The 16,468-nt window shown below is 62.0% G+C and carries 20 protein-coding genes; 18 read left to right on the top strand and 2 right to left on the bottom strand.

Going from position 1 to position 16,468, the window contains the following annotated elements:
* The first annotated feature begins 27 nt into the window (after positions 1 to 27).
* The 7 genes from VHN57_RS08570 to VHN57_RS08600 all read left to right on the top strand — a co-directional run bounded on the left by VHN57_RS08570 (position 28) and on the right by VHN57_RS08600 (position 3,144).
* Positions 28 to 219 (top strand): hypothetical protein, encoded by a 192-nt coding sequence (locus tag VHN57_RS08570; protein ID WP_423283551.1) that lies wholly within the window; start codon positions 28 to 30, stop codon positions 217 to 219.
* Positions 220 to 222: 3 nt separating this feature from the next.
* On the top strand, positions 223 to 681 hold the full coding sequence (locus VHN57_RS08575; protein ID WP_423283553.1) for a DUF4054 domain-containing protein: 459 nt from the start codon (positions 223 to 225) through the stop codon (positions 679 to 681).
* Complete coding sequence (locus tag VHN57_RS08580; RefSeq protein WP_423283555.1) at positions 681 to 1,037, top strand: hypothetical protein; 357 nt, start codon at positions 681 to 683, stop codon at positions 1,035 to 1,037. The genes VHN57_RS08575 and VHN57_RS08580 overlap by 1 nt, the downstream gene beginning before the upstream one ends.
* Positions 1,038 to 1,490: 453 nt before the next feature.
* Positions 1,491 to 1,913 carry an HK97-gp10 family putative phage morphogenesis protein gene (locus VHN57_RS08585; RefSeq protein ID WP_423283557.1) on the top strand — a complete coding sequence of 141 codons (423 nt, stop codon included), beginning with the start codon at positions 1,491 to 1,493 and terminating at the stop codon, positions 1,911 to 1,913.
* Complete coding sequence (locus tag VHN57_RS08590; RefSeq protein WP_423283559.1) at positions 1,910 to 2,191, top strand: hypothetical protein; 282 nt, start codon at positions 1,910 to 1,912, stop codon at positions 2,189 to 2,191. The genes VHN57_RS08585 and VHN57_RS08590 overlap by 4 nt, the downstream gene beginning before the upstream one ends.
* Entirely contained in the window at positions 2,188 to 2,625 is a 438-nt protein-coding gene (gp17, locus tag VHN57_RS08595; protein WP_423283561.1) for a tail completion protein gp17, read from the top strand. Before VHN57_RS08590 ends, gp17 begins: the two co-directional genes overlap by 4 nt.
* Before the next feature lie 63 nt (positions 2,626 to 2,688).
* Positions 2,689 to 3,144 (top strand): phage tail tube protein, encoded by a 456-nt coding sequence (locus VHN57_RS08600; RefSeq protein WP_284110183.1) that lies wholly within the window; start codon positions 2,689 to 2,691, stop codon positions 3,142 to 3,144.
* A gap of 660 nt (positions 3,145 to 3,804) precedes the next feature.
* On the opposite strand, the gene VHN57_RS08605 is transcribed toward VHN57_RS08600, so the two are convergent.
* Complete coding sequence (locus VHN57_RS08605; protein WP_423286002.1) at positions 3,805 to 3,981, bottom strand: ribbon-helix-helix domain-containing protein; 177 nt, start codon at positions 3,979 to 3,981, stop codon at positions 3,805 to 3,807.
* A 298-nt stretch (positions 3,982 to 4,279) separates the two neighbouring features.
* Here VHN57_RS08605 and VHN57_RS08610 point away from each other — a divergent pair, with 298 nt between their 5' ends.
* From VHN57_RS08610 to VHN57_RS08650, 9 genes are all read left to right on the top strand, one after another.
* Positions 4,280 to 5,104: an IS5 family transposase gene (locus VHN57_RS08610; RefSeq protein ID WP_125990377.1), complete on the top strand. Its 825-nt coding sequence runs from the start codon at positions 4,280 to 4,282 to the stop codon at positions 5,102 to 5,104.
* 116 nt (positions 5,105 to 5,220) lie between these two features.
* Positions 5,221 to 6,258, top strand: a complete 1,038-nt coding sequence (locus tag VHN57_RS08615; RefSeq protein WP_161730774.1) for an IS110 family RNA-guided transposase — start codon at positions 5,221 to 5,223, stop codon at positions 6,256 to 6,258.
* Positions 6,259 to 6,660: 402 nt separating this feature from the next.
* Positions 6,661 to 7,095, top strand: coding sequence for a gene transfer agent family protein (locus VHN57_RS08620; protein ID WP_423283563.1), 435 nt, complete (start codon positions 6,661 to 6,663; stop codon positions 7,093 to 7,095).
* Between the two features lie 20 nt (positions 7,096 to 7,115).
* Complete coding sequence (locus VHN57_RS08625) at positions 7,116 to 7,250, top strand: hypothetical protein (RefSeq protein ID WP_423283565.1); 135 nt, start codon at positions 7,116 to 7,118, stop codon at positions 7,248 to 7,250.
* Between the two features lie 90 nt (positions 7,251 to 7,340).
* A complete protein-coding gene (locus tag VHN57_RS08630; RefSeq protein ID WP_423283567.1) occupies positions 7,341 to 9,887 on the top strand; it encodes a tape measure protein in 2,547 nt (848 codons plus the stop codon).
* The gene (locus VHN57_RS08635; RefSeq protein WP_069338324.1) at positions 9,887 to 10,432 is read left to right on the top strand and encodes a hypothetical protein; all 546 of its coding nucleotides are present in this window, start codon (positions 9,887 to 9,889) and stop codon (positions 10,430 to 10,432) included. Before VHN57_RS08630 ends, VHN57_RS08635 begins: the two co-directional genes overlap by 1 nt.
* Positions 10,432 to 10,821 carry a DUF6950 family protein gene (locus VHN57_RS08640; protein WP_423283569.1) on the top strand — a complete coding sequence of 130 codons (390 nt, stop codon included), beginning with the start codon at positions 10,432 to 10,434 and terminating at the stop codon, positions 10,819 to 10,821. Before VHN57_RS08635 ends, VHN57_RS08640 begins: the two co-directional genes overlap by 1 nt.
* Positions 10,821 to 13,133 (top strand): phage tail protein, encoded by a 2,313-nt coding sequence (locus VHN57_RS08645; protein WP_423283571.1) that lies wholly within the window; start codon positions 10,821 to 10,823, stop codon positions 13,131 to 13,133. Before VHN57_RS08640 ends, VHN57_RS08645 begins: the two co-directional genes overlap by 1 nt.
* 49 nt (positions 13,134 to 13,182) lie before the next feature.
* Positions 13,183 to 13,857 carry a hypothetical protein gene (locus VHN57_RS08650; RefSeq protein ID WP_423283573.1) on the top strand — a complete coding sequence of 225 codons (675 nt, stop codon included), beginning with the start codon at positions 13,183 to 13,185 and terminating at the stop codon, positions 13,855 to 13,857.
* Here VHN57_RS08650 and VHN57_RS08655 read toward each other — a convergent pair.
* Positions 13,854 to 14,330 (bottom strand): hypothetical protein, encoded by a 477-nt coding sequence (locus tag VHN57_RS08655; RefSeq protein ID WP_423283575.1) that lies wholly within the window; start codon positions 14,328 to 14,330, stop codon positions 13,854 to 13,856. The genes VHN57_RS08650 and VHN57_RS08655 overlap by 4 nt on opposite strands.
* Here VHN57_RS08655 and VHN57_RS08660 point away from each other — a divergent pair.
* Both VHN57_RS08660 and VHN57_RS08665 read left to right on the top strand, forming a co-directional pair.
* Positions 14,307 to 15,704 carry a hypothetical protein gene (locus tag VHN57_RS08660; RefSeq protein ID WP_423283577.1) on the top strand — a complete coding sequence of 466 codons (1,398 nt, stop codon included), beginning with the start codon at positions 14,307 to 14,309 and terminating at the stop codon, positions 15,702 to 15,704. The genes VHN57_RS08655 and VHN57_RS08660 overlap by 24 nt on opposite strands.
* An 11-nt stretch (positions 15,705 to 15,715) precedes the next feature.
* Positions 15,716 to 16,462 carry a hypothetical protein gene (locus VHN57_RS08665; protein ID WP_423283579.1) on the top strand — a complete coding sequence of 249 codons (747 nt, stop codon included), beginning with the start codon at positions 15,716 to 15,718 and terminating at the stop codon, positions 16,460 to 16,462.
* Positions 16,463 to 16,468: the final 6 nt, after the last annotated feature.

Genomic DNA, 16,468 nt, shown 5'->3' on the forward strand with positions numbered 1-16,468 from the left:
GGGCCTTTTCTTTTGGAGGCGAGCGACATGTATAAGATCAAGAACCCGGCCAACGCGCCCTATGACATTGAAACCGCCGATGGGATCAAGCGCTTGCCGGCGCTGGGCGAGATCACCGTGCCACTGACGGTTGAACAGCTTTCCATGTTGGAAATGTTCGGCCTCTACGAGATATCAAAAGCCGAGGAGAAGGCCCCGGCTCGCAAGGCCAAGGACTGACCCATGGCCTACACCCCGCCGACGAAGGCGACGTTCATTGCGATTTTCCCGGCCTTCGCCGCGGTCACCGACGAGGCGTATGCGTTCTGGTCGGCGCGCGCCGGGCGGATCGTGGACCCGATGCAGGCATGCCTTGGCGAGGACGCCGATCTGGCCGCCATGCTGCTCACGGCGCACTATCTGACGCTCCAGGGCGTCGGCACCGGGGCAGAGGCGGAAATGGCCGCTCAGGGCGCGAGCGGGTTCAAGCGCATCAAGTCGGGCACGATCGAACTGGAGCGCGGCGATGCTGCGTCCAGTCGCGCCGACATGGGCGAATATGGCACGACCACTTACGGCCAGCAGGTCTATCCGATGCTCAAGGCTTGCTTGGCCGGGCCTCGCGTGACCGGCACTGGCCCCGTCATCGGCGGCTGCGGCTTCAACGGGTTCGCCGGGCCGCTGCCCTACAGGGGGTGGTGATGGGCTTGCTGGATGGCGGCATCGCGCGGATCTTTGGCGCGGCGCTCTCGGGACTATACCTGCCGGCGACGCTGCATGTGCCTGGGGCGCGCACCGACGATGAAGAGGGCAATATCTCCTATGGCCCTGAAACCGATATCGCCTGCCGTGCGCAGATGGACGCCGCGACCTATGCTATGCGCCAGAGCGAGGGCTATTCGGAAGGCGATGTGCGGATCATCATCCTGACCGCCGGGCTGGGCGTGGAGGTGACGACTGACGCTCAGATCAGTGTGTCGGGCAAGCGGTGGATGGTGGGGAGCGCCGATCTGGATGCTGCCGCCAGTCATTGGGTTTGTCGAGGGCGGGCGGCGTGATCTCGAAAGAGAACTGGAGGCACCTCAGTGCCGCGATAAAGACAATGCGGCCCGAAGATTTCAGCCAAATATGGTGGATCAGGTGGGTCAATGGCGTTCCCTATTCCGGTATCGATCGACAGCATCAGATGCTTCCAGCAATCCGCGCCCAACGAGCCGAGCTGTCTCGGGATCTAGGAATAGCTGAAGGCAATCTTGCGGCTCACTTTCGTTGTGCGCGAACTCAAGGCGCAAAGCGACAAATGGGGGAGCGCCTGCCACCAAGCCGCGCAACAGGAGGGCTGCGTCAATTGCTCCATTTTCTGATGTATCCCAATCGCTCTCTGGCATTCCGCTCACTCCCGAATCAAGACGGCGCATCCTGCGAGGGCGACGGCGCGGAGTCGAATCCGGGGCCATTTCGCATGATAGAGGCTTCCAAGGGTGAACGGATCAATCTGACCGGGCGTGGCAGTGGTTAAGATCACCGGTCAAAAGGCCCACAAGGCTCGCCTGAAACGCATCCGCTCGGCAGAGATGGTGCGTGAAGTGGGTAAGGCTGTGTTGGTGGCGGCCGATCTTATTCGCCGTGACGCTCAAATCAGCATAACGGCCGGCTCTGTCAGCGGGAAAAACCATGCTCCGTCCAAACCTGGAGAGCCGCCGAATAACGATACTGGCAACCTCGCTGACGATGCCAACATCCGATCGGAACGCACCGGTCTTACTGAGGCGGAAGTTAGCAGCAACGCCACCTATAGCGTCGCTCTTGAATTCGGCACCTCCAAGATGGACGCCCGCCCATTCATGCAGCCTGCGGCCGACAAGAACCGAAAGAAAGCCACCGCACTGGTGCAGGAGGCTGTGAAGCGAGTGGCGCGCGGAGATTCCCTATGAGAGTAAAATTCAGCGCCGATTACGACCACAAATGGCCGTCGCGGGCCATGACGTTTTTCCCCGCCGGCTACGAGGGGACCGTCAAGCGCGAGGTCGGCGAACGCGCCATTGCGAAAGGCAGGGCGACAGAGGTTAAGCGCCGTGGTAAGGCTGGCTTTGATGCCGCAGCCCCCGCAAATGCCGACCTGGGAACAAGTCGAGGAATGGCTAAACCTGACGATGCTCACCATGTGGGGCGAATCGTTCGGGATCAGATCATGGATGGGGCCGATAAATGACAACGACGCTGGACCCATCCCTGTCGGTCAGGGGCAAGATCATCGCAGCCCTGAAAGCTGACGCGCAACTGACGGCGATCGTGCCGGCGACGCGGATCTATCCTGGCAAGCCGCCCGCCTCGCCTGTCTTCCCCTTCATCCGCGTGCCTATGCTGATCGGCACGGTGGCCGAACTGGACGGCGGCGGCGGGTCGGAGCAGTCCGGCGTGGTCCATTGCTTCACCAAGCTGGCCAATCCCAGCGTGCCCGACCCCGAAGCGCAGGCCGCGACCATCAACCGCCACATCGTCCGCATCGTCAGCGGCATCGATGATGTCGACCTTGGCGACGGGAAATCGCTGGGCGTCCATGCTACCCAGACGCAGGTGATCGAGGACGGCGCCGAGGCTGACGCCTACCATGGCATGGTGACCGTGCGCGCCACCGCCACCTAGCGTCCGTAGAGCGCCAGCCCCCTCCCCCATAGCCTGCCCGCAAATCCTCGCTGGAGTTGCGGAATGGCCTATACCGACAAGCTGAAATCGACGCGCGTCTATATCGCGATGGGCGATGGCGCGACGCCGACAGAAGTCTTCGCGCCGATGTGCGGCATCAATACCAAGGGCTTCCAGCAGACCCGCGCGACGAACGACACCGTCGACTGGGACTGCGCCGATCCCGATGCTTCGCCGATCACGGTTCGCGATATCGGCGCGAAAGACTGGACCATCACCGGCTCGGGCCTGCTGCACCGTTCGCTTCTGGCCGATCTCCAGGCTGCGTTCGACAGCGGCAACCCGACCAATTTCCGCTTCGTGTTTGATGAAGCCACCGGAAACGAGGTGATCGACGGCTATTATCAGGGGCCTGGCATCGTCACCGACTTCAACATCACCGGCACGAATGGCGAATATGTGAATATCAGCATCACGATCAGCGGCGCAGGCCCGGTCGCGTTCGTCGCCAACCCTTAACCCTCTCCATCTGCCAGCGAACCTTGAGGGGCGGTCGAAAGGCCGCCCTTTATTTGTCAGTCCTCTGAATGATCCGCTAGTCTAGCCGGTCTGACAAAAGGTTTGCGCTGTGGCGTTCCAAAACTTATCCCAATCTGGATTTCGCTAAGGATTTGGTCTGCCAACGCCTGCTCCTCTGGCGTCAGCTCAACAGGAACGTATTGCCTCTTCGCAGGCAGGTAGCGGCAAGCGCACTGGTCTATCCGATCGCACCCTTCCAATGGCAAAAGGTCGGCTTCACTCCGAGCTATAGTGCAGTTACCGATCATCGCGGATCTAGAGCACGGTCCGGAGGCCATATTGCTAGGGAAAAACTCCAATGGCTCGCCCGCGCGATCCGCGAGATATGCACCACTTGCAATGCCTAAATTGATGGAATTAGCTAAAATATCCGCAGCCAGCATCGGATGATCCCGCCCTGCGTCGTTTAAGATATCCATGAATTGCCGGGAAATAATCGAGTTCCCCCGTGCGCCAGCGGATTTGACCTCATCCTTGCTAAGCTTGTCGCCATACCTGCGAATGTGAAGCCCCGTAATCCATTCCACATTTCGGGTAGCTTCGGCGACTTGGGTAAAATCGCTATCGCGGCAATGGCTTACCCCACAAATCCTCAATGCCCTACTGATTGCCGCTTCCCTGAGAAGTTGATGAGAAGGCGTCTCGGAGTAGCCTTCTAATGGCCTCAGATCGGGTAGGGATATCGTCTTGCTCACGTCGCCAGTTGTCGATCCCCTTGGCGAGGTCGTCAGGGAGACGGAGTTGGACGAGGTTCGGGAGATTAGTTTGGCGAGCCATGACATTCCTGTATTTCCCCCATTGAGAGGCCTCGAGCTTGGCAACCAAGAAATCTCTTAGACTTCGAAATCTAAAGGGCGGCCTTCGGGCCGCCTTATTTCGGTGATGGCGCGGTTGCCTCTACCAAGTGTTCAACGCCCCCATTGTTCATCCAAATCACCAACAGGACCAAGATCACGAGGAAGCCGAACAACTTTCCTCCAATTGCTTTGCGAGCCTCCAGCTGACCGCTTAGAGGCTGTTTGGGAAATCGGCGGCAGGGGTTGTCATAGGCGTATCTGCGTGATTCAGGCTCTGGATGTGGACGCAGCAGAGCCGGGGGCGGATGGCCCAGATTGCGAAGAAGACGAAGCGTTATCCCAGTGACCTGACCGATGAGGAATGGGATCGCCTTGCGCCGTTGATGCCCAAGCCGGGTCGTCGAGGCCGTCCCCGCGAGGTGGATTTCCGCGAAGTGATCAACGCGGTCCGCTATCTGGTGCGATCGGGGTGTGGTTGGCGGATGCTGCCGATCCATTTTGGCGCCTGGCAGACGGTCTATGGCTGGTTTCGGGAGCTGGCACGCAGGTTCCTGTTCCAGACGATCCACGACATCGAATTGATGTTGGACCGAGAACGTGAGGGGCGAGAAGCCAGCCCCAGTGCGGCGGTCATCGACAGCCAGTCGGTCAAGGCGCCTTCCGCAGAAAAGCGCGGTTTTGACGCAGGCAAGAAGATCGTCGGTCGCAAGCGGCATATCGCAGTCGACACCGATGGACGCTTGCTGATGGTCAACCTCACTACCGCCGATATCTCCGATAGTGCAGGCGCTCAGGCGATCCTCGATGGCATCCGCAAGCGCTGGCCGTGGGTGAAGCATCTCTTTGCCGATGGCGCCTATGATCGCCTCAAGCTCATGGACAAGGCCAGCTACCTCGACTTTGTCGTGGAGGTCATCCGTCGAAGCGATCGCCAGCAGGGCTTCAAGGTGCTTCCGCGCCGCTGGGTCGTCGAACGCACCTTCGGATGGATGACCCGATGGCGCCGTCTGGTCCGCGACTACGAAAAGCGCATCGACGTCTCACAGGCGATGATCCTCGTCGCCATGGGTGGAAACCTACTACGCCGAAACGCTCATCCCTGATTTTCCAAACAGATGGGGTGATTGGGGCTCGCCACCGAGTCGGAGAGGTGGCTGCTCCTCGCAAATGGTAGAACGTGGTCCGTATCGAGCGGCCACAACCATGAGGAGAAGCAACCGTGAACTACTATGCCGGATTGGATGTTTCGTTGGAAGAGACGGCCATCTGTATTGTCGATGAGACGGGCGCGATCGTACGCGAGCTACGCGCGCCCAGCGATCCTGAAAGCTTGATATCGGCGTTCAACGGGGTTGCTTTGCCGATGGTGCGGATCGGACTGGAGGCCTGTTCGCAATCGGCGTGGCTTCACCAGGGTATGGCTCGGTCCGGCTTGCCGGTGTTGTGCATTGAAACACGACAGGCAAAAGCGGCCATGGGAGCAATGCCGAACAAGACTGACCGCAATGACGCGCGGGGATTAGCGCAAATCATCCGAACGGGCTGGTATCGGCAGGTTCACGTCAAGAGTGCCCCGTCACGGATGTCGCGCTCATTACTTGTGGCGCGCCGGACGGTGCTCTGTAAAGTGCGGGACATGGAGAATGCGGTGCGCGCCGTACTACGCGAAAGTGGGCTCAAAGTTGGAGCTCCAGGCCGCAAGCTGTTCGCCACGCGGGTGCGCGAACTCGCTGAAACCGACCCTTCGCTGGCGGATATTACAGAACCCTTGCTGGCCATCGTCGCCGCCATGCACTGCCAACTTGAACGGCTGACACGCCGTGTTCTTGAGACCGTTCGAGTTGAACCCATCTGCCGGCAGTTGATGTCTGTGCCTGGCGTGGGGCCGCTGACGGCGCTCGCCTTTCGCGCGACCGTGGATCGACCTGAACGCTTCCGACGATCTCGCGATGTCGGCGCCCATCTGGGCCTGACTCCAAGGCGATATCAATCGGGTGAAACAGATGTGCAGGGACGCGTCAGCCGGTGCGGAGACGAACTCGCGCGCACATTGCTTTACGAGGCGGCCCATACGTTACTGACCCGATGCAAGAAATGGTCGGCGCTCAAAGCCTGGGGCATGGGCATTGCCAAGCGGCGGGGGATGGCAAAGGCCCGCGTCGCTGTCGCCCGCAAGCTCGCGGTGATTTTGCATCGCATGTGGAGCGATCAGACTGAGTTTCGCTGGGGGAAGGTTCCAGCAGGCCAGATCGCATGAGGAGGCCCGAACAAGATCCCGTCTGAGAAGACGGGTAGCGTCGTTCCCATGGGGACGAAGGGCAAGACGATCTCGCTTAGAGTCCGGAACCTCAGCCCAGCTGAAGGTCGCGAAACAGATTGAGACGCCTTGCTCTCCATGACCCCATTATGCGGCGGCCTTGCGCCGACCGCGGAGAGAAGCGAGTGATCCATGGGAACGATCACGTAATCGAGGAAGCAGCTTGACCCAAAAGGCCCCAATCAGAGAGGACTCTTAGCATTTCACCCTTGGTGAAGTCGGCGCTGCATTGCGGGCATCTGCTCGCGCGGGTGTCGATTCTCGTTCTGCATCGCGGGCACGTTTTCAAGCCACCTCTCCCGTCCGTAGCACAGCGCCATGCCTCGCACATAGCGTTCCCCCATGCAAACCGAGATCGCCCTGCCCTTCGCCGATGGCGAATATCTGTTCCGGTTGCCCATCAAGCGCATCATCGAAATCGAAGAAAAGGCCGGGCCGATCGACCTTGTGAAGCATCGGCTGATGCACGGTGGCTGGTCGATCCATGATGTGGTCGAGACGCTGCGGCAGGGGCTGATCGGTGGCGCCAAGGGCGAGGTGAACGGCAAAGCGATCGATGTGACCGCTCTGCGCGCGAACAGCCTGATCGAGAACTATGTCGACGGCCACGCCCTGGCCGAACACCACCTGACCGCCAAGGCCGTTATCGCCGCGCTCTATGTCGGATATGCGCCGGCCCAGCAGGCTAAAAAAAAAGCCCCGGTGAAGCGTCCGAGCCGTCGAAAATCGACTGGGGCCTCGTCCTCCACAACTGTCGAACCCTCGGGCTTAGCCTGAGCGATGCGGAGGCCATCACCATGCCGGAATATGCCGCGCTGATCCATCATCATGAACTGGCCAATGACGACGGCGAGGAAGCGCCGCCTTCGGCCGATGACGTGAGCAGCATGTTCCTGCGCATGGAGCGCGCCGGCATCGGGAAGATCCACTGATGGCTGGGGTTACCGCTGATCAGGTGGTCGTTGAACTAGCGCGCAGGCTGGATGCCTACGAGCGCGGGGTAGCAGAGAAGAGGGCGCAAGATGGCCGTCACCGCTGATCGCGTCGTTGTCGAACTTGAGGCCCGGCTTGATCGATACGAGGCCAATGTCGCGCGCGCAGAAGCGAAGTTCGACAAGGCCATGTCTGGCATCCAGAAAAGCGCTGGTGTCACCGAGGCATTTGTCAGCCGGGCGGCAGGCATCATGTCGTCCGCGCTTGCTGGTGTCTCGGTCATTGCACTGACCCGGCAATTCCTGACGCTGGCTGATGAGGCGAAGAAGCTCGACGCGACGTTGAAGCTCGCCACACAGGGGTTCGGATCGTTCGGCCAGGCGCAGAAGGATGTGAACCGGATCGCCAATGACACGCGGTCGGGCCTGTCCGAAACGGCCTCACTTTACGCCAACTTCGTGCGTGGGGCGAAGGAACTCGGCGGCACGCAGGCAGAGGCGGCGCGCGCCACGGAGACGTTTTCCAAGACGCTCAAGATCAGCGGCGCCGATGCCAATCAGGCCGCGTCCGCCACCCTACAGTTCGGCCAGGCTCTTGCTGCTGGGGCGCTGCGTGGTGATGAACTGAACAGCATCCTTGAGGCTTCGCCACGCCTCGCCCGCCTGCTGGCGGAAAGCATGGGCCAGCCTATCGGCCAGATCAAGCAGTTGGGCGAAGAGGGTAAGCTGACCTCCGACAAGCTGCTGAAGGCGCTCACTGACCGCAAGTTCACGGCGGGCATCGATGCTGAGTTTGGCGAACTTCCGGTCACCTTCGATGACGCGATGACGCGGGTCTACAATGCTGCGCTCACGACGTTCTCGGCATTCGACCGCGGCGGCGAGTTCTCGCAGGCCATTGCTGACTTCTTTGTCGATGGGGCTGATGGCTTCGCCGACCTTGAGCGTAGTGCTGAAGATTTCGGCATTGCAGTTCGGGGGACGCTTGAGGGCCTTGGCGACGCGTTCGATCCGCTGATTGAAGCCGGCGCCGAAGCATTCAGGCTCCTTGGCATCGACCTAAGCCATTTCACTGCAGACGGTCGGAAAGAGCTTAGTGAACTGCTGGGGCTGGCTGATGATCTCCTGAACATCGGCCCATCAATCGCAAATCGCTTTGGCGCGAACGGCCGATTTGACAGCAATCTTCAGCGTGACTTCCTCGCCAGCGCCAATGCGTCTGATCGCCGCCGTCAGGGTGAAGCTGCCGAACGTCTCTTTCGTGCCCTCACCGGCGGGACCGATGCTCTCGGTAATCCTCTGCCGGGCACGCCAGCGGCTGGGCGCGGACGAGCGCCGGCTTCTGCAGGCGCGTCCGACGCCGACAAAAAGAAGCGACTCTCGGAAGAGCGCAGGGCCGCCAGAGAGGCGGAAAAGGCCGCGCGCGAAGCCTACCAGAACGCGCAGGAAGACCGTCAGACGCAGATCGATATCCTGCGAGCCAAGTCTGCGCTCACGGATGATCTTGAAGCGCGGGCGCAGTTTGAGCGCGAAATGCTGGATATCGAGCGCCAGCAGCGCCTTGCTGAAATTGCTCAGAACAAGACGCTTTCCGACCAGCAGCGCCAGGCACGGATCGACGTTATCAACCGCCTATACGGCTCATCCGGCCAGGGCGATGAGATCATCGTAGACGGCGGCGGCTTGCTCCCGCGCGCCGTCATGCGCGACCTGCAGAAGCGCCTTGAGGATGCCGCCAACATGCAGGCGGAGGCGCAATATGACATCGCGCACGACGCCCTGGCATGGCAGGAACGCATGGCCGGCACCCGCGAGGAGCGCCAGAAGGTCCAGCTTGAACTGCTCAACCTTGAGTATGAAGAGCGCCGTCGCCAGCTCGAATTCCAGCAAAAGAACGCCACGTCTCAGGCCGAACGTGACGCTTTCCAGACGCGCATCGACGCGCTCGGCGGACAGATGGCCAATGACCGCGCGTCGATCGAGCGCGACAATGAAGGCCCGCTGGCCCGCTATCGCCGCCGCATGGATGAAACCAGCACGCAGGATCAGGTCGAGGAGCTGATCACGCAGGAACTGGACTATGTGCGTGACGGCATCCGGGACAGCATCACCAAGCGTCTCGGGGTGAAAGACCCGTTCCTGGCTGGCCTGATCGATATCTTCATCAACAAGAATATCATCGAGCCGTTCCTGAACTCCATGCGCCGCACGGGGGAATCGGGCGGCACGTTCGGCAATATCCTCACCTCCATCAGCACCTTCTTCCAAGGCTCCGCAGGCGGCGGAGAAACCGGCACTGGCGTGGGCTTCGCATCGGGCGGCACGGCAACGCTCGGCGGTCGCGGCGGCACCGATCGCAACACCCTGTCGCTGAACGGGCGGCCCATCGCGAACGTCACGCGTGGTGAGACGCTGAGCGTGGGCAGCAAGGCGATCCGCGCTGGCGGCGGCAACCAGCCCACCGTCTATGCGCCGCAGTTCAATCTGCCGAACGCGGTCGTCACGACCGAGCTTTACGCCGAAATGGCCCGCATTTCCCGTGACAGTTCCGCGCGCGCAGCGGGTGCGGCCTATGCGCAAAGCCAGCAGTCGATGCCCGGCACCCTCAACAAATTTACGCAGTTGAAGGGTGGTTGATGAACGAGTCCTTCGGCATCCGTATAGCCTCCGATCCCCCGGCCCGGCTCTGGGGTGGCTTTGGCGACCTCGAAATCCCCGCCGACATCGTGGAGGACGCGCCCGCCATCTACCTCGGCGGCGGCGAACTGCTCAACGCGCCAGACTTCGAAATCCCGATCAACGGCCAGGCCGAGCGCATCGACATCCGCCTGTCCGGTGTCAGCGCCGAAGTCCTCGCCATCGCGATCGGTGAAGCGGCATCGGTGAAGGGCGCCAAGGTCCATTTCGTCCGCTTCTATTTCGATGAGGACTGGCAGCTTGAAGAAGTCGAATATGACAATGTGTTCCGCGCCGACAAGCTGACCTTCAGCAGCGAGGAAACCGACGAAGGCCGGTCGCGGGTGCTGACCCTCTCGATCGCCACCGAGGACACGGATCGCAACCGGTCCCCGCAGGCCTATTGGACCGATGCAGATCAGCGCCGCAAGTCGCCCACCGACGCGATATTCAGCCATGTGGCCCAAATCTATCAGGGCGTGCTGCGCCGGTTCGGGCCGCGCTGATGGAACTTGGCGAATATCTCCGCGCCCGGCGGCCGGCATGGGACTGGAAGACGCATGACTGCTCCCGCTGGCTCGACCGCTGGCTGGTCCTTCGTGGCCACGCCAGCGCCATGGAGGCGACCGACATCGCCTATGATAGCGAGCGCAGCGCTATTCGCGCCATCGTGCGCGGCGGCGGGCTTCTGCCGCTCTGGCAGCGCGGCATGGAGGCGATCGGCATTCCCGTGACCGATGAGCCGCGGATGGGCGACGCGGCGGTCCTGAATGCTACGACCGATGACGGGCACAATCGCACGACCGGCATCTGGACCGGGCAGCGCTGGGCCAGCGTCCATCGCCATGGCCTGATCTGCGCGCCCGGCGATCCTTTAATGATCTGGAGGGTCTGATGGGTGGCGTCGTCAGGGCGATCGTCTCGCCGCTCAGCATCATCGATCGGGATCTGGGCCGGCTATCGCTCCAGATCGTGGCCATCGGCGCCAACTTCATCCCCGGTGGTCAACCGATCGCCGCCGCTGCCGCGCTGGCGCTGGCCGTCCTCTACAAGCCGAAGGGGCCGAAGCCCGAGCAGCAGGAGCGATCGATCAAAACCCCGATGCCGGCGCGCGTGTCGGCCTATGGGCGCGTTCGTCTCTACGGCGCCTATATCCTCTACGTCACGAACGAGGACGGCTATGCGGTCGATGTCTGGGCTTTCCATGACGGCCAGCTCGACTTCATCGAGCGCATCTATCTCGGCGACAAGCAGGTCAAGCTGAACGGTGGCGGCTTCGTCATCGCCCAGGACGATGGCGAGTTTGGCGACGGCGATACCATCCAGATCGGGACACGGCTCGGCCTTCCCACCGAAACCGCGTTCGCAGAAGTCATCGCCCGCCTGGCAGGAATCTGGACCCCAAATCACCGCGGCGATGGCGTGGCGACCGGCTGCATGATCTCCAAGCCGGTGAAGGCCAAGAACTACAACGATGTCTATCCGACCGGCGGGCCGGATGCGAATGCCATGTCGATCGTGGCGCGCGCACAGCGGGTGTTCGATTGGCGCGACCCGGCGCAGGACATAAATGATCCGTCGACATGGCAATGGTCGGATAACAACGCGCTCTGCATCGCGCACTATCTGCTCACCCGGAACAACAAGGATTGGGACACCCATTTCGCGCCCACCCTCGCCTACTGGACCGCGTTCGCCGATGACTGCGATGTCGCGATGGAGGTCTATCACGGCGCGGGCGTGTTCGTGGATGACGCAGATTCCGGTGACACCAGCTTTGAGTTGACCAGCGTTGAAGGCCTGACGCCCGGCAAGACCGTGACGCTCGCGGCCTATGGCATCGACAAGGTGGTCGCATCTGTCAGCGGCAACACCGTCACCCTCACCTCTTCGCTGAGCGACGATTACAAGGCCGGCACGGTCCTGCGCTGGATCGGCGGTGGGACTGAACCGCGCTATCGCGTTGCCCTGGCCCACAAACACACCGACGCGCACAAGGTGACGCTGGGCAACCTGCTGGCGGCCTGCGACGGCATGGTGACGACCCGCGCGGATGGCGCGCTGGTCCCGTGGTCTGGTCGCTATGTCGAGCCTGATCCTGATGACCTGATCGGCCCCGGAGAGATCGTCACTTGGTCGATGGACGATGGGATCGTTGATGAGGATCAGGCCAATGTGGTCGCGCTGACCTACCTCTCGGCAGACCATGATTTTACCAGCGTCCCGACCAGCGACTGGCGCGACGAAGATAGCATCGCAGAGGTTGGCGAGAAGCCGACCACGCTCGACAACGCTGTGCCCAGCCATGCGCAGGCTGGACGGCTCGCAAAGCGCCTGCTCGACAAGACCATGGCGCCATATCGCGGCACGATCGCGACCAACCCCAAAGGCCGCAAGATCAGGGGCAAGCGCTTCATCCCTCTGCATATCGAAGAGGCGGGGACCGTCTTCTATTCCGGCCCTGCGGAGATCGTGCGCATCAAACGGACCCAGACCGGCGTGCAGTTCGATTGGGTGCGCGCGAACCCGAACATCGACGCCTGGAATGCCGCGACAGAGGAAGGGGAGCCGGCGCCGGTTGGTGCGCGGCCGGCGGTTGTGCCGCTGCCCACACCGGTCATCACGGACGCCGAAGCCGAGCTGGGCGAAGGAGGCGCCGATGCGCGGGTGCGGATCACCGTCGACGGCTTCGACCGGGACGACGTGACATGGTATGCCCGATGGCGCATCACCACCGACACGACATGGAATGAGCAGGAATATTCGGACATCGATCCCGGCCCGGCGGCGGTCCTGCTCTCCAGTCTGGTGCCCACCGATGTCAGCATTGATGTCGCGGTCGCCTATGCCGTTGGCGATGGCCGGCGCTCCGATTGGTCGACGCTGGAATCGGTCAGCACCTCTACCGCTAGCCTCGCCCCTGCTCCTCCAACTGACGTGACCGGCTCTGGCGGGACCGGCACGGCCTTGATCGAATGGACCAATGCGACATCGGCGAACCTGTCCTATAGCCGCGTATATCGCAACAGCATCAACACCATAGTCGGAGCCACTTTGGTCAGCGGCGACCTGGCTTCTGCCGCTGGGGCAACGCAGGACTTCACTGACACGGTAGCGGCCGGGACATATTATTATTTCGTGCGCGGGTTCAGCGCATCAGGCGCGCAATCTGGGGCAACTGGCAGCGGGGCAGTGACTGTCTCGTAAGGTGTCCCGTCCGTAGAGCGAGGCGCATAGCAAAGCCACGCTTGCGCGCATGCTCGCGACCTTCCCGACGTGCCAGTTCAGCTTCGCCTCGCGCGAAATGATGGTTCGCGCCAATGTGATTTCAGGCGGCACCGCGCTCAACGGCGATGAAAGCGCGATCGTCACGGATGGCGGCGGGCGGTGGGTTGCTGATTATCAGAATGCGCCGCTCAACCGCCGCGAGAAGGTCATGTCCTGGCGGGCGCTCCGGGCGCTGCTTAACAGCGGGACGCGGGCCATCATCTTCCCGATCTGCGATGCTCGGCACCAACCTGTGGCGGGGCGCCAGCGCGTGCCCCACAGTGACGATACCCCGTTCAGTGATGGCAGCCTCTACACCGCCGGTGATTGTGAAGTGCAGGCCGCCGCAGACGCGCCGCTACGCGCCACGACCATGGCGCTAAACCTTCTCGCACTAGGCAAGCCTCTGATCGGCGGCGAGCGGTTCAGCATAGACCACCCCACTTGGCGCCACCGCCTCTATGAAATTGCGACCGTGATCGGAAACGTGGTCACGTTTCGCCCGCCTCTCCGTGAGGCAGTCACGGCCGGCACCGAACTCAACTTCTCCGATCCTCGCTGCGTGATGCGGCTGTCCGGTGACATGTCGGCCCCGCTCAGCGGTCCCCGTGTGGCAACCGGCTCCCTCCTGCTGGTGGAAGACATGACCGGGAGCTACACCTAATGGGCGCGTTGCGTGATGCATTCGACCGGATTTATCGTGATCATGTCACTGCTGGCATTCCGGGAACCGGTGCGCATGATCCAGAAAAGATCGAGATCCGCAGTCTTGGCCCGCTTATCGAGCAACTGCTCGCGAACTTCGGGGCTGTTGGTGTCATATACGACACTGCCGCAGAAGGCTTGGCCGAAACGCCGGACGGGAAGATTTTCCTCGTAAAGGGAGACGGCGAAACTGGCGCCATCGACCTCTACCTTAACGATGGCGGCACAGCTGTTTTTCAGGACATTTCGATTCCCTCGCAGGAATCGATTGAACTGGCGCTGCAGGCTATTGTCGATGATCTTGCAAGCACGATAGCACTCGAATGCACCGGCAGCGGCCTGATAATCCGGGACAAAGACGGCAACGGCATAGTCCGCATCGATAGGCGCGGCCACCTCCACCGCAACATGACCCGCGAGCCGGCGCAGCATGCGCGCGGCGGCGTCACCGCGCTGGTGGACAGCAATGGCTGGGCAGCGCAGGCGTTCGCTTCGGATGGATCGCCCATCCCGGTCGGCGGCACCCTCCACCGCATCATCTCGCAAATCCTGCATGTCATCTTCTACGGTCAGTCCAACGCCATCGGCGTGGAAGCGCTGCCGCTGCAACCGGCGCTCGCAAATAGTCGCGTCCTGATGTTCGCTGGCGGCGTGCGACCATGGAACAGCACCACGCCCGATCCTGGCACGCCGGATTATTCCAGTCTCACAACCCTGATCGAAGAGGACGACGCGAACCAGGGCGGCACGCTCCACGCGGGTGAAACGCCAGCGAGCGGTTGGGCCATGGGCTTCATGGATGGGATCACGGCACGGTTCGGGCTGACACTGGCCGACCTCAACGCCTATCTGCTGATGTCCGCCGCTGGTCAGGGTTCGACCCCGGCGATGTATCTGCGCCGTGATCAGGGCTATGCCTATCCGCGCCTGGTCGAGCAGCAGAAGGCCGGCTTTGCGCGAGCGCAGGCGCTGGGCCGCACATTCGCGCAATCTGTCATCCATATGGACTTGGGTGAGGCTGACACCTCCCTGCAAACCAGCAGCGCCGAATATCAGCGCCTCCTGTTGCGCATCCTGACCGATATCGAGCGTGATGCATCCACGGCTAATGGCCGGTTCTCGCCTGCCGTCATGACGATGTGCCAGCTATCGTCCTTCAACATCATCGGGGCCGGAACCTATCGCGATATTGCCTATGCCCAGGCCGAGTTCGCGCGGGTCAATCCGTTCGCGATCCTGTCCGCACCGGCCTACATGTCTGACTATGTGCAGACCCCCGGCGGTGGCCTGCACAAGGATGGCTGGTCAAACCGGCTGTCGGGCTATTATGCGGGCCGGGCCTATGCGCAGTCGCTGCAGCTGGATGGCGGCGGCCTCTATTTCGACCCGGATCGCAAATTCCGCCCCACTGAAATGCTGTCGGCCTCTCGGCAAGGGCCGCGCCTGGTCGAAGCGCTGTTCAATGTCCCTGTCGGGCCGCTGGTGTTCGACACCACGCGCGTCAGTGATCCGGGTTCCTACGGCTTCACGATCGCGCGGCCCGGCGTCGGCGTCATCGCGATCAGCGGAACGCCCGTCATCCATGGCCGCAACAAGATCATCATCACCGCCGCCGCTGATCTGCGCCCCGGCGACCAGCTGATCTACGGCGCCGCCGAAACACCGGACGGATCGACCAAGCGCGCCGGTCGTCAGTTCGGCCCGCGCGGCTGCGTGGCGGACAGCGCCACCGACATGTTCGACCCCACCGGCATCAACTTCCGCGCCCGCAATTACTGCATCCACGGCGCCGTTCCCATCATCTGAAGGACAAGCACATGACTGCACGTTTGGCTATTTCGAAGGATGGTGACTTCTCCAAGAACGGGCTGGGCTGGTATGGCCTGCCGATCGACATGGATGGCCTCTACGCCTCCCACTTCTTTGGCGCGCTGCATCCTAATCAGCCAGGCTGGGATTACAGTCTGAACGACCGCCCTGCCAAACCCGGCGGGCCTATGACGCTGCGCGATGACCGGTTCAACGGGGGGTGGTTCACTACGTCGGTCGTGCCTGCCGATATGGGTGCTGGCTTCACCGCAGCCCTGACGATCCAGCCTACTGGCACGCAAGGCGCTCCGATTGCCGAAACCTACATGTCGAATGCCCCGGATACCGAGGGCGGCTTGTCCATGTCGTTCGACGCGAGCGTTATCAGCGGCGCGGGCTATCTGGGCATGCAGATGCGCAACGGATCCGATGTCCCGTTCGCCACCCCCACCATTCCCTTTGACGCCGCCACCGGAACGCGGCCTGTCGTGCTGTTCTATGTCGTGCAGCCGCTGCTGGTCAGCATCTATGAGCATAGCGTCGGAGGCGTGCGCGCAGGCGCTACCCCGATCGCTGGCACTGGCCTCTATTCCGATCAGCCGTTCGTGGTGGGTGACAACTTCGTCCACACGGCCGGCGGTGCGGAAAGCCAATACGCCGTGCAGTTCTTCGATCGCGCGCTGTCGGCTGACGAGTGCGCCACCGTTTACCAGCAGATCAAGGCCCAGATGGCCACGATCGGCGTCACCGTCTGAGGGAGG

The sequence above is a fragment of the Sphingobium salicis subsp. salicis genome (assembly GCF_049472635.1).
GTDB classification, from domain to species: domain Bacteria; phylum Pseudomonadota; class Alphaproteobacteria; order Sphingomonadales; family Sphingomonadaceae; genus Sphingobium; species Sphingobium yanoikuyae_A.

What these genes read in the sequence shown, in the direction of transcription:
- VHN57_RS08570 (WP_423283551.1), top strand. Translation starts at nt 28, where the DNA reads ATGTATAAGATCAAGAACCCGGCCAACGCGCCCTATGACATTGAAACC.
- VHN57_RS08575 (WP_423283553.1), top strand. Translation starts at nt 223, where the DNA reads ATGGCCTACACCCCGCCGACGAAGGCGACGTTCATTGCGATTTTCCCG.
- VHN57_RS08580 (WP_423283555.1), top strand. Translation starts at nt 681, where the DNA reads ATGGGCTTGCTGGATGGCGGCATCGCGCGGATCTTTGGCGCGGCGCTC.
- VHN57_RS08590 (WP_423283559.1), top strand. Translation starts at nt 1,910, where the DNA reads ATGAGAGTAAAATTCAGCGCCGATTACGACCACAAATGGCCGTCGCGG.
- gp17 (WP_423283561.1), top strand. Translation starts at nt 2,188, where the DNA reads ATGACAACGACGCTGGACCCATCCCTGTCGGTCAGGGGCAAGATCATC.
- VHN57_RS08600 (WP_284110183.1), top strand. Translation starts at nt 2,689, where the DNA reads ATGGCCTATACCGACAAGCTGAAATCGACGCGCGTCTATATCGCGATG.
- VHN57_RS08605 (WP_423286002.1), bottom strand. Translation starts at nt 3,981, where the DNA reads ATGGCTCGCCAAACTAATCTCCCGAACCTCGTCCAACTCCGTCTCCCT.
- VHN57_RS08610 (WP_125990377.1), top strand. Translation starts at nt 4,280, where the DNA reads ATGTGGACGCAGCAGAGCCGGGGGCGGATGGCCCAGATTGCGAAGAAG.
- VHN57_RS08620 (WP_423283563.1), top strand. Translation starts at nt 6,661, where the DNA reads ATGCAAACCGAGATCGCCCTGCCCTTCGCCGATGGCGAATATCTGTTC.
- VHN57_RS08625 (WP_423283565.1), top strand. Translation starts at nt 7,116, where the DNA reads ATGCCGGAATATGCCGCGCTGATCCATCATCATGAACTGGCCAATGAC.
- VHN57_RS08630 (WP_423283567.1), top strand. Translation starts at nt 7,341, where the DNA reads ATGGCCGTCACCGCTGATCGCGTCGTTGTCGAACTTGAGGCCCGGCTT.
- VHN57_RS08635 (WP_069338324.1), top strand. Translation starts at nt 9,887, where the DNA reads ATGAACGAGTCCTTCGGCATCCGTATAGCCTCCGATCCCCCGGCCCGG.
- VHN57_RS08640 (WP_423283569.1), top strand. Translation starts at nt 10,432, where the DNA reads ATGGAACTTGGCGAATATCTCCGCGCCCGGCGGCCGGCATGGGACTGG.
- VHN57_RS08645 (WP_423283571.1), top strand. Translation starts at nt 10,821, where the DNA reads ATGGGTGGCGTCGTCAGGGCGATCGTCTCGCCGCTCAGCATCATCGAT.
- VHN57_RS08650 (WP_423283573.1), top strand. Translation starts at nt 13,183, where the DNA reads ATGCTCGCGACCTTCCCGACGTGCCAGTTCAGCTTCGCCTCGCGCGAA.
- VHN57_RS08660 (WP_423283577.1), top strand. Translation starts at nt 14,307, where the DNA reads ATGACCCGCGAGCCGGCGCAGCATGCGCGCGGCGGCGTCACCGCGCTG.
- VHN57_RS08655 (WP_423283575.1), bottom strand. Translation starts at nt 14,330, where the DNA reads ATGCTGCGCCGGCTCGCGGGTCATGTTGCGGTGGAGGTGGCCGCGCCT.
- VHN57_RS08665 (WP_423283579.1), top strand. Translation starts at nt 15,716, where the DNA reads ATGACTGCACGTTTGGCTATTTCGAAGGATGGTGACTTCTCCAAGAAC.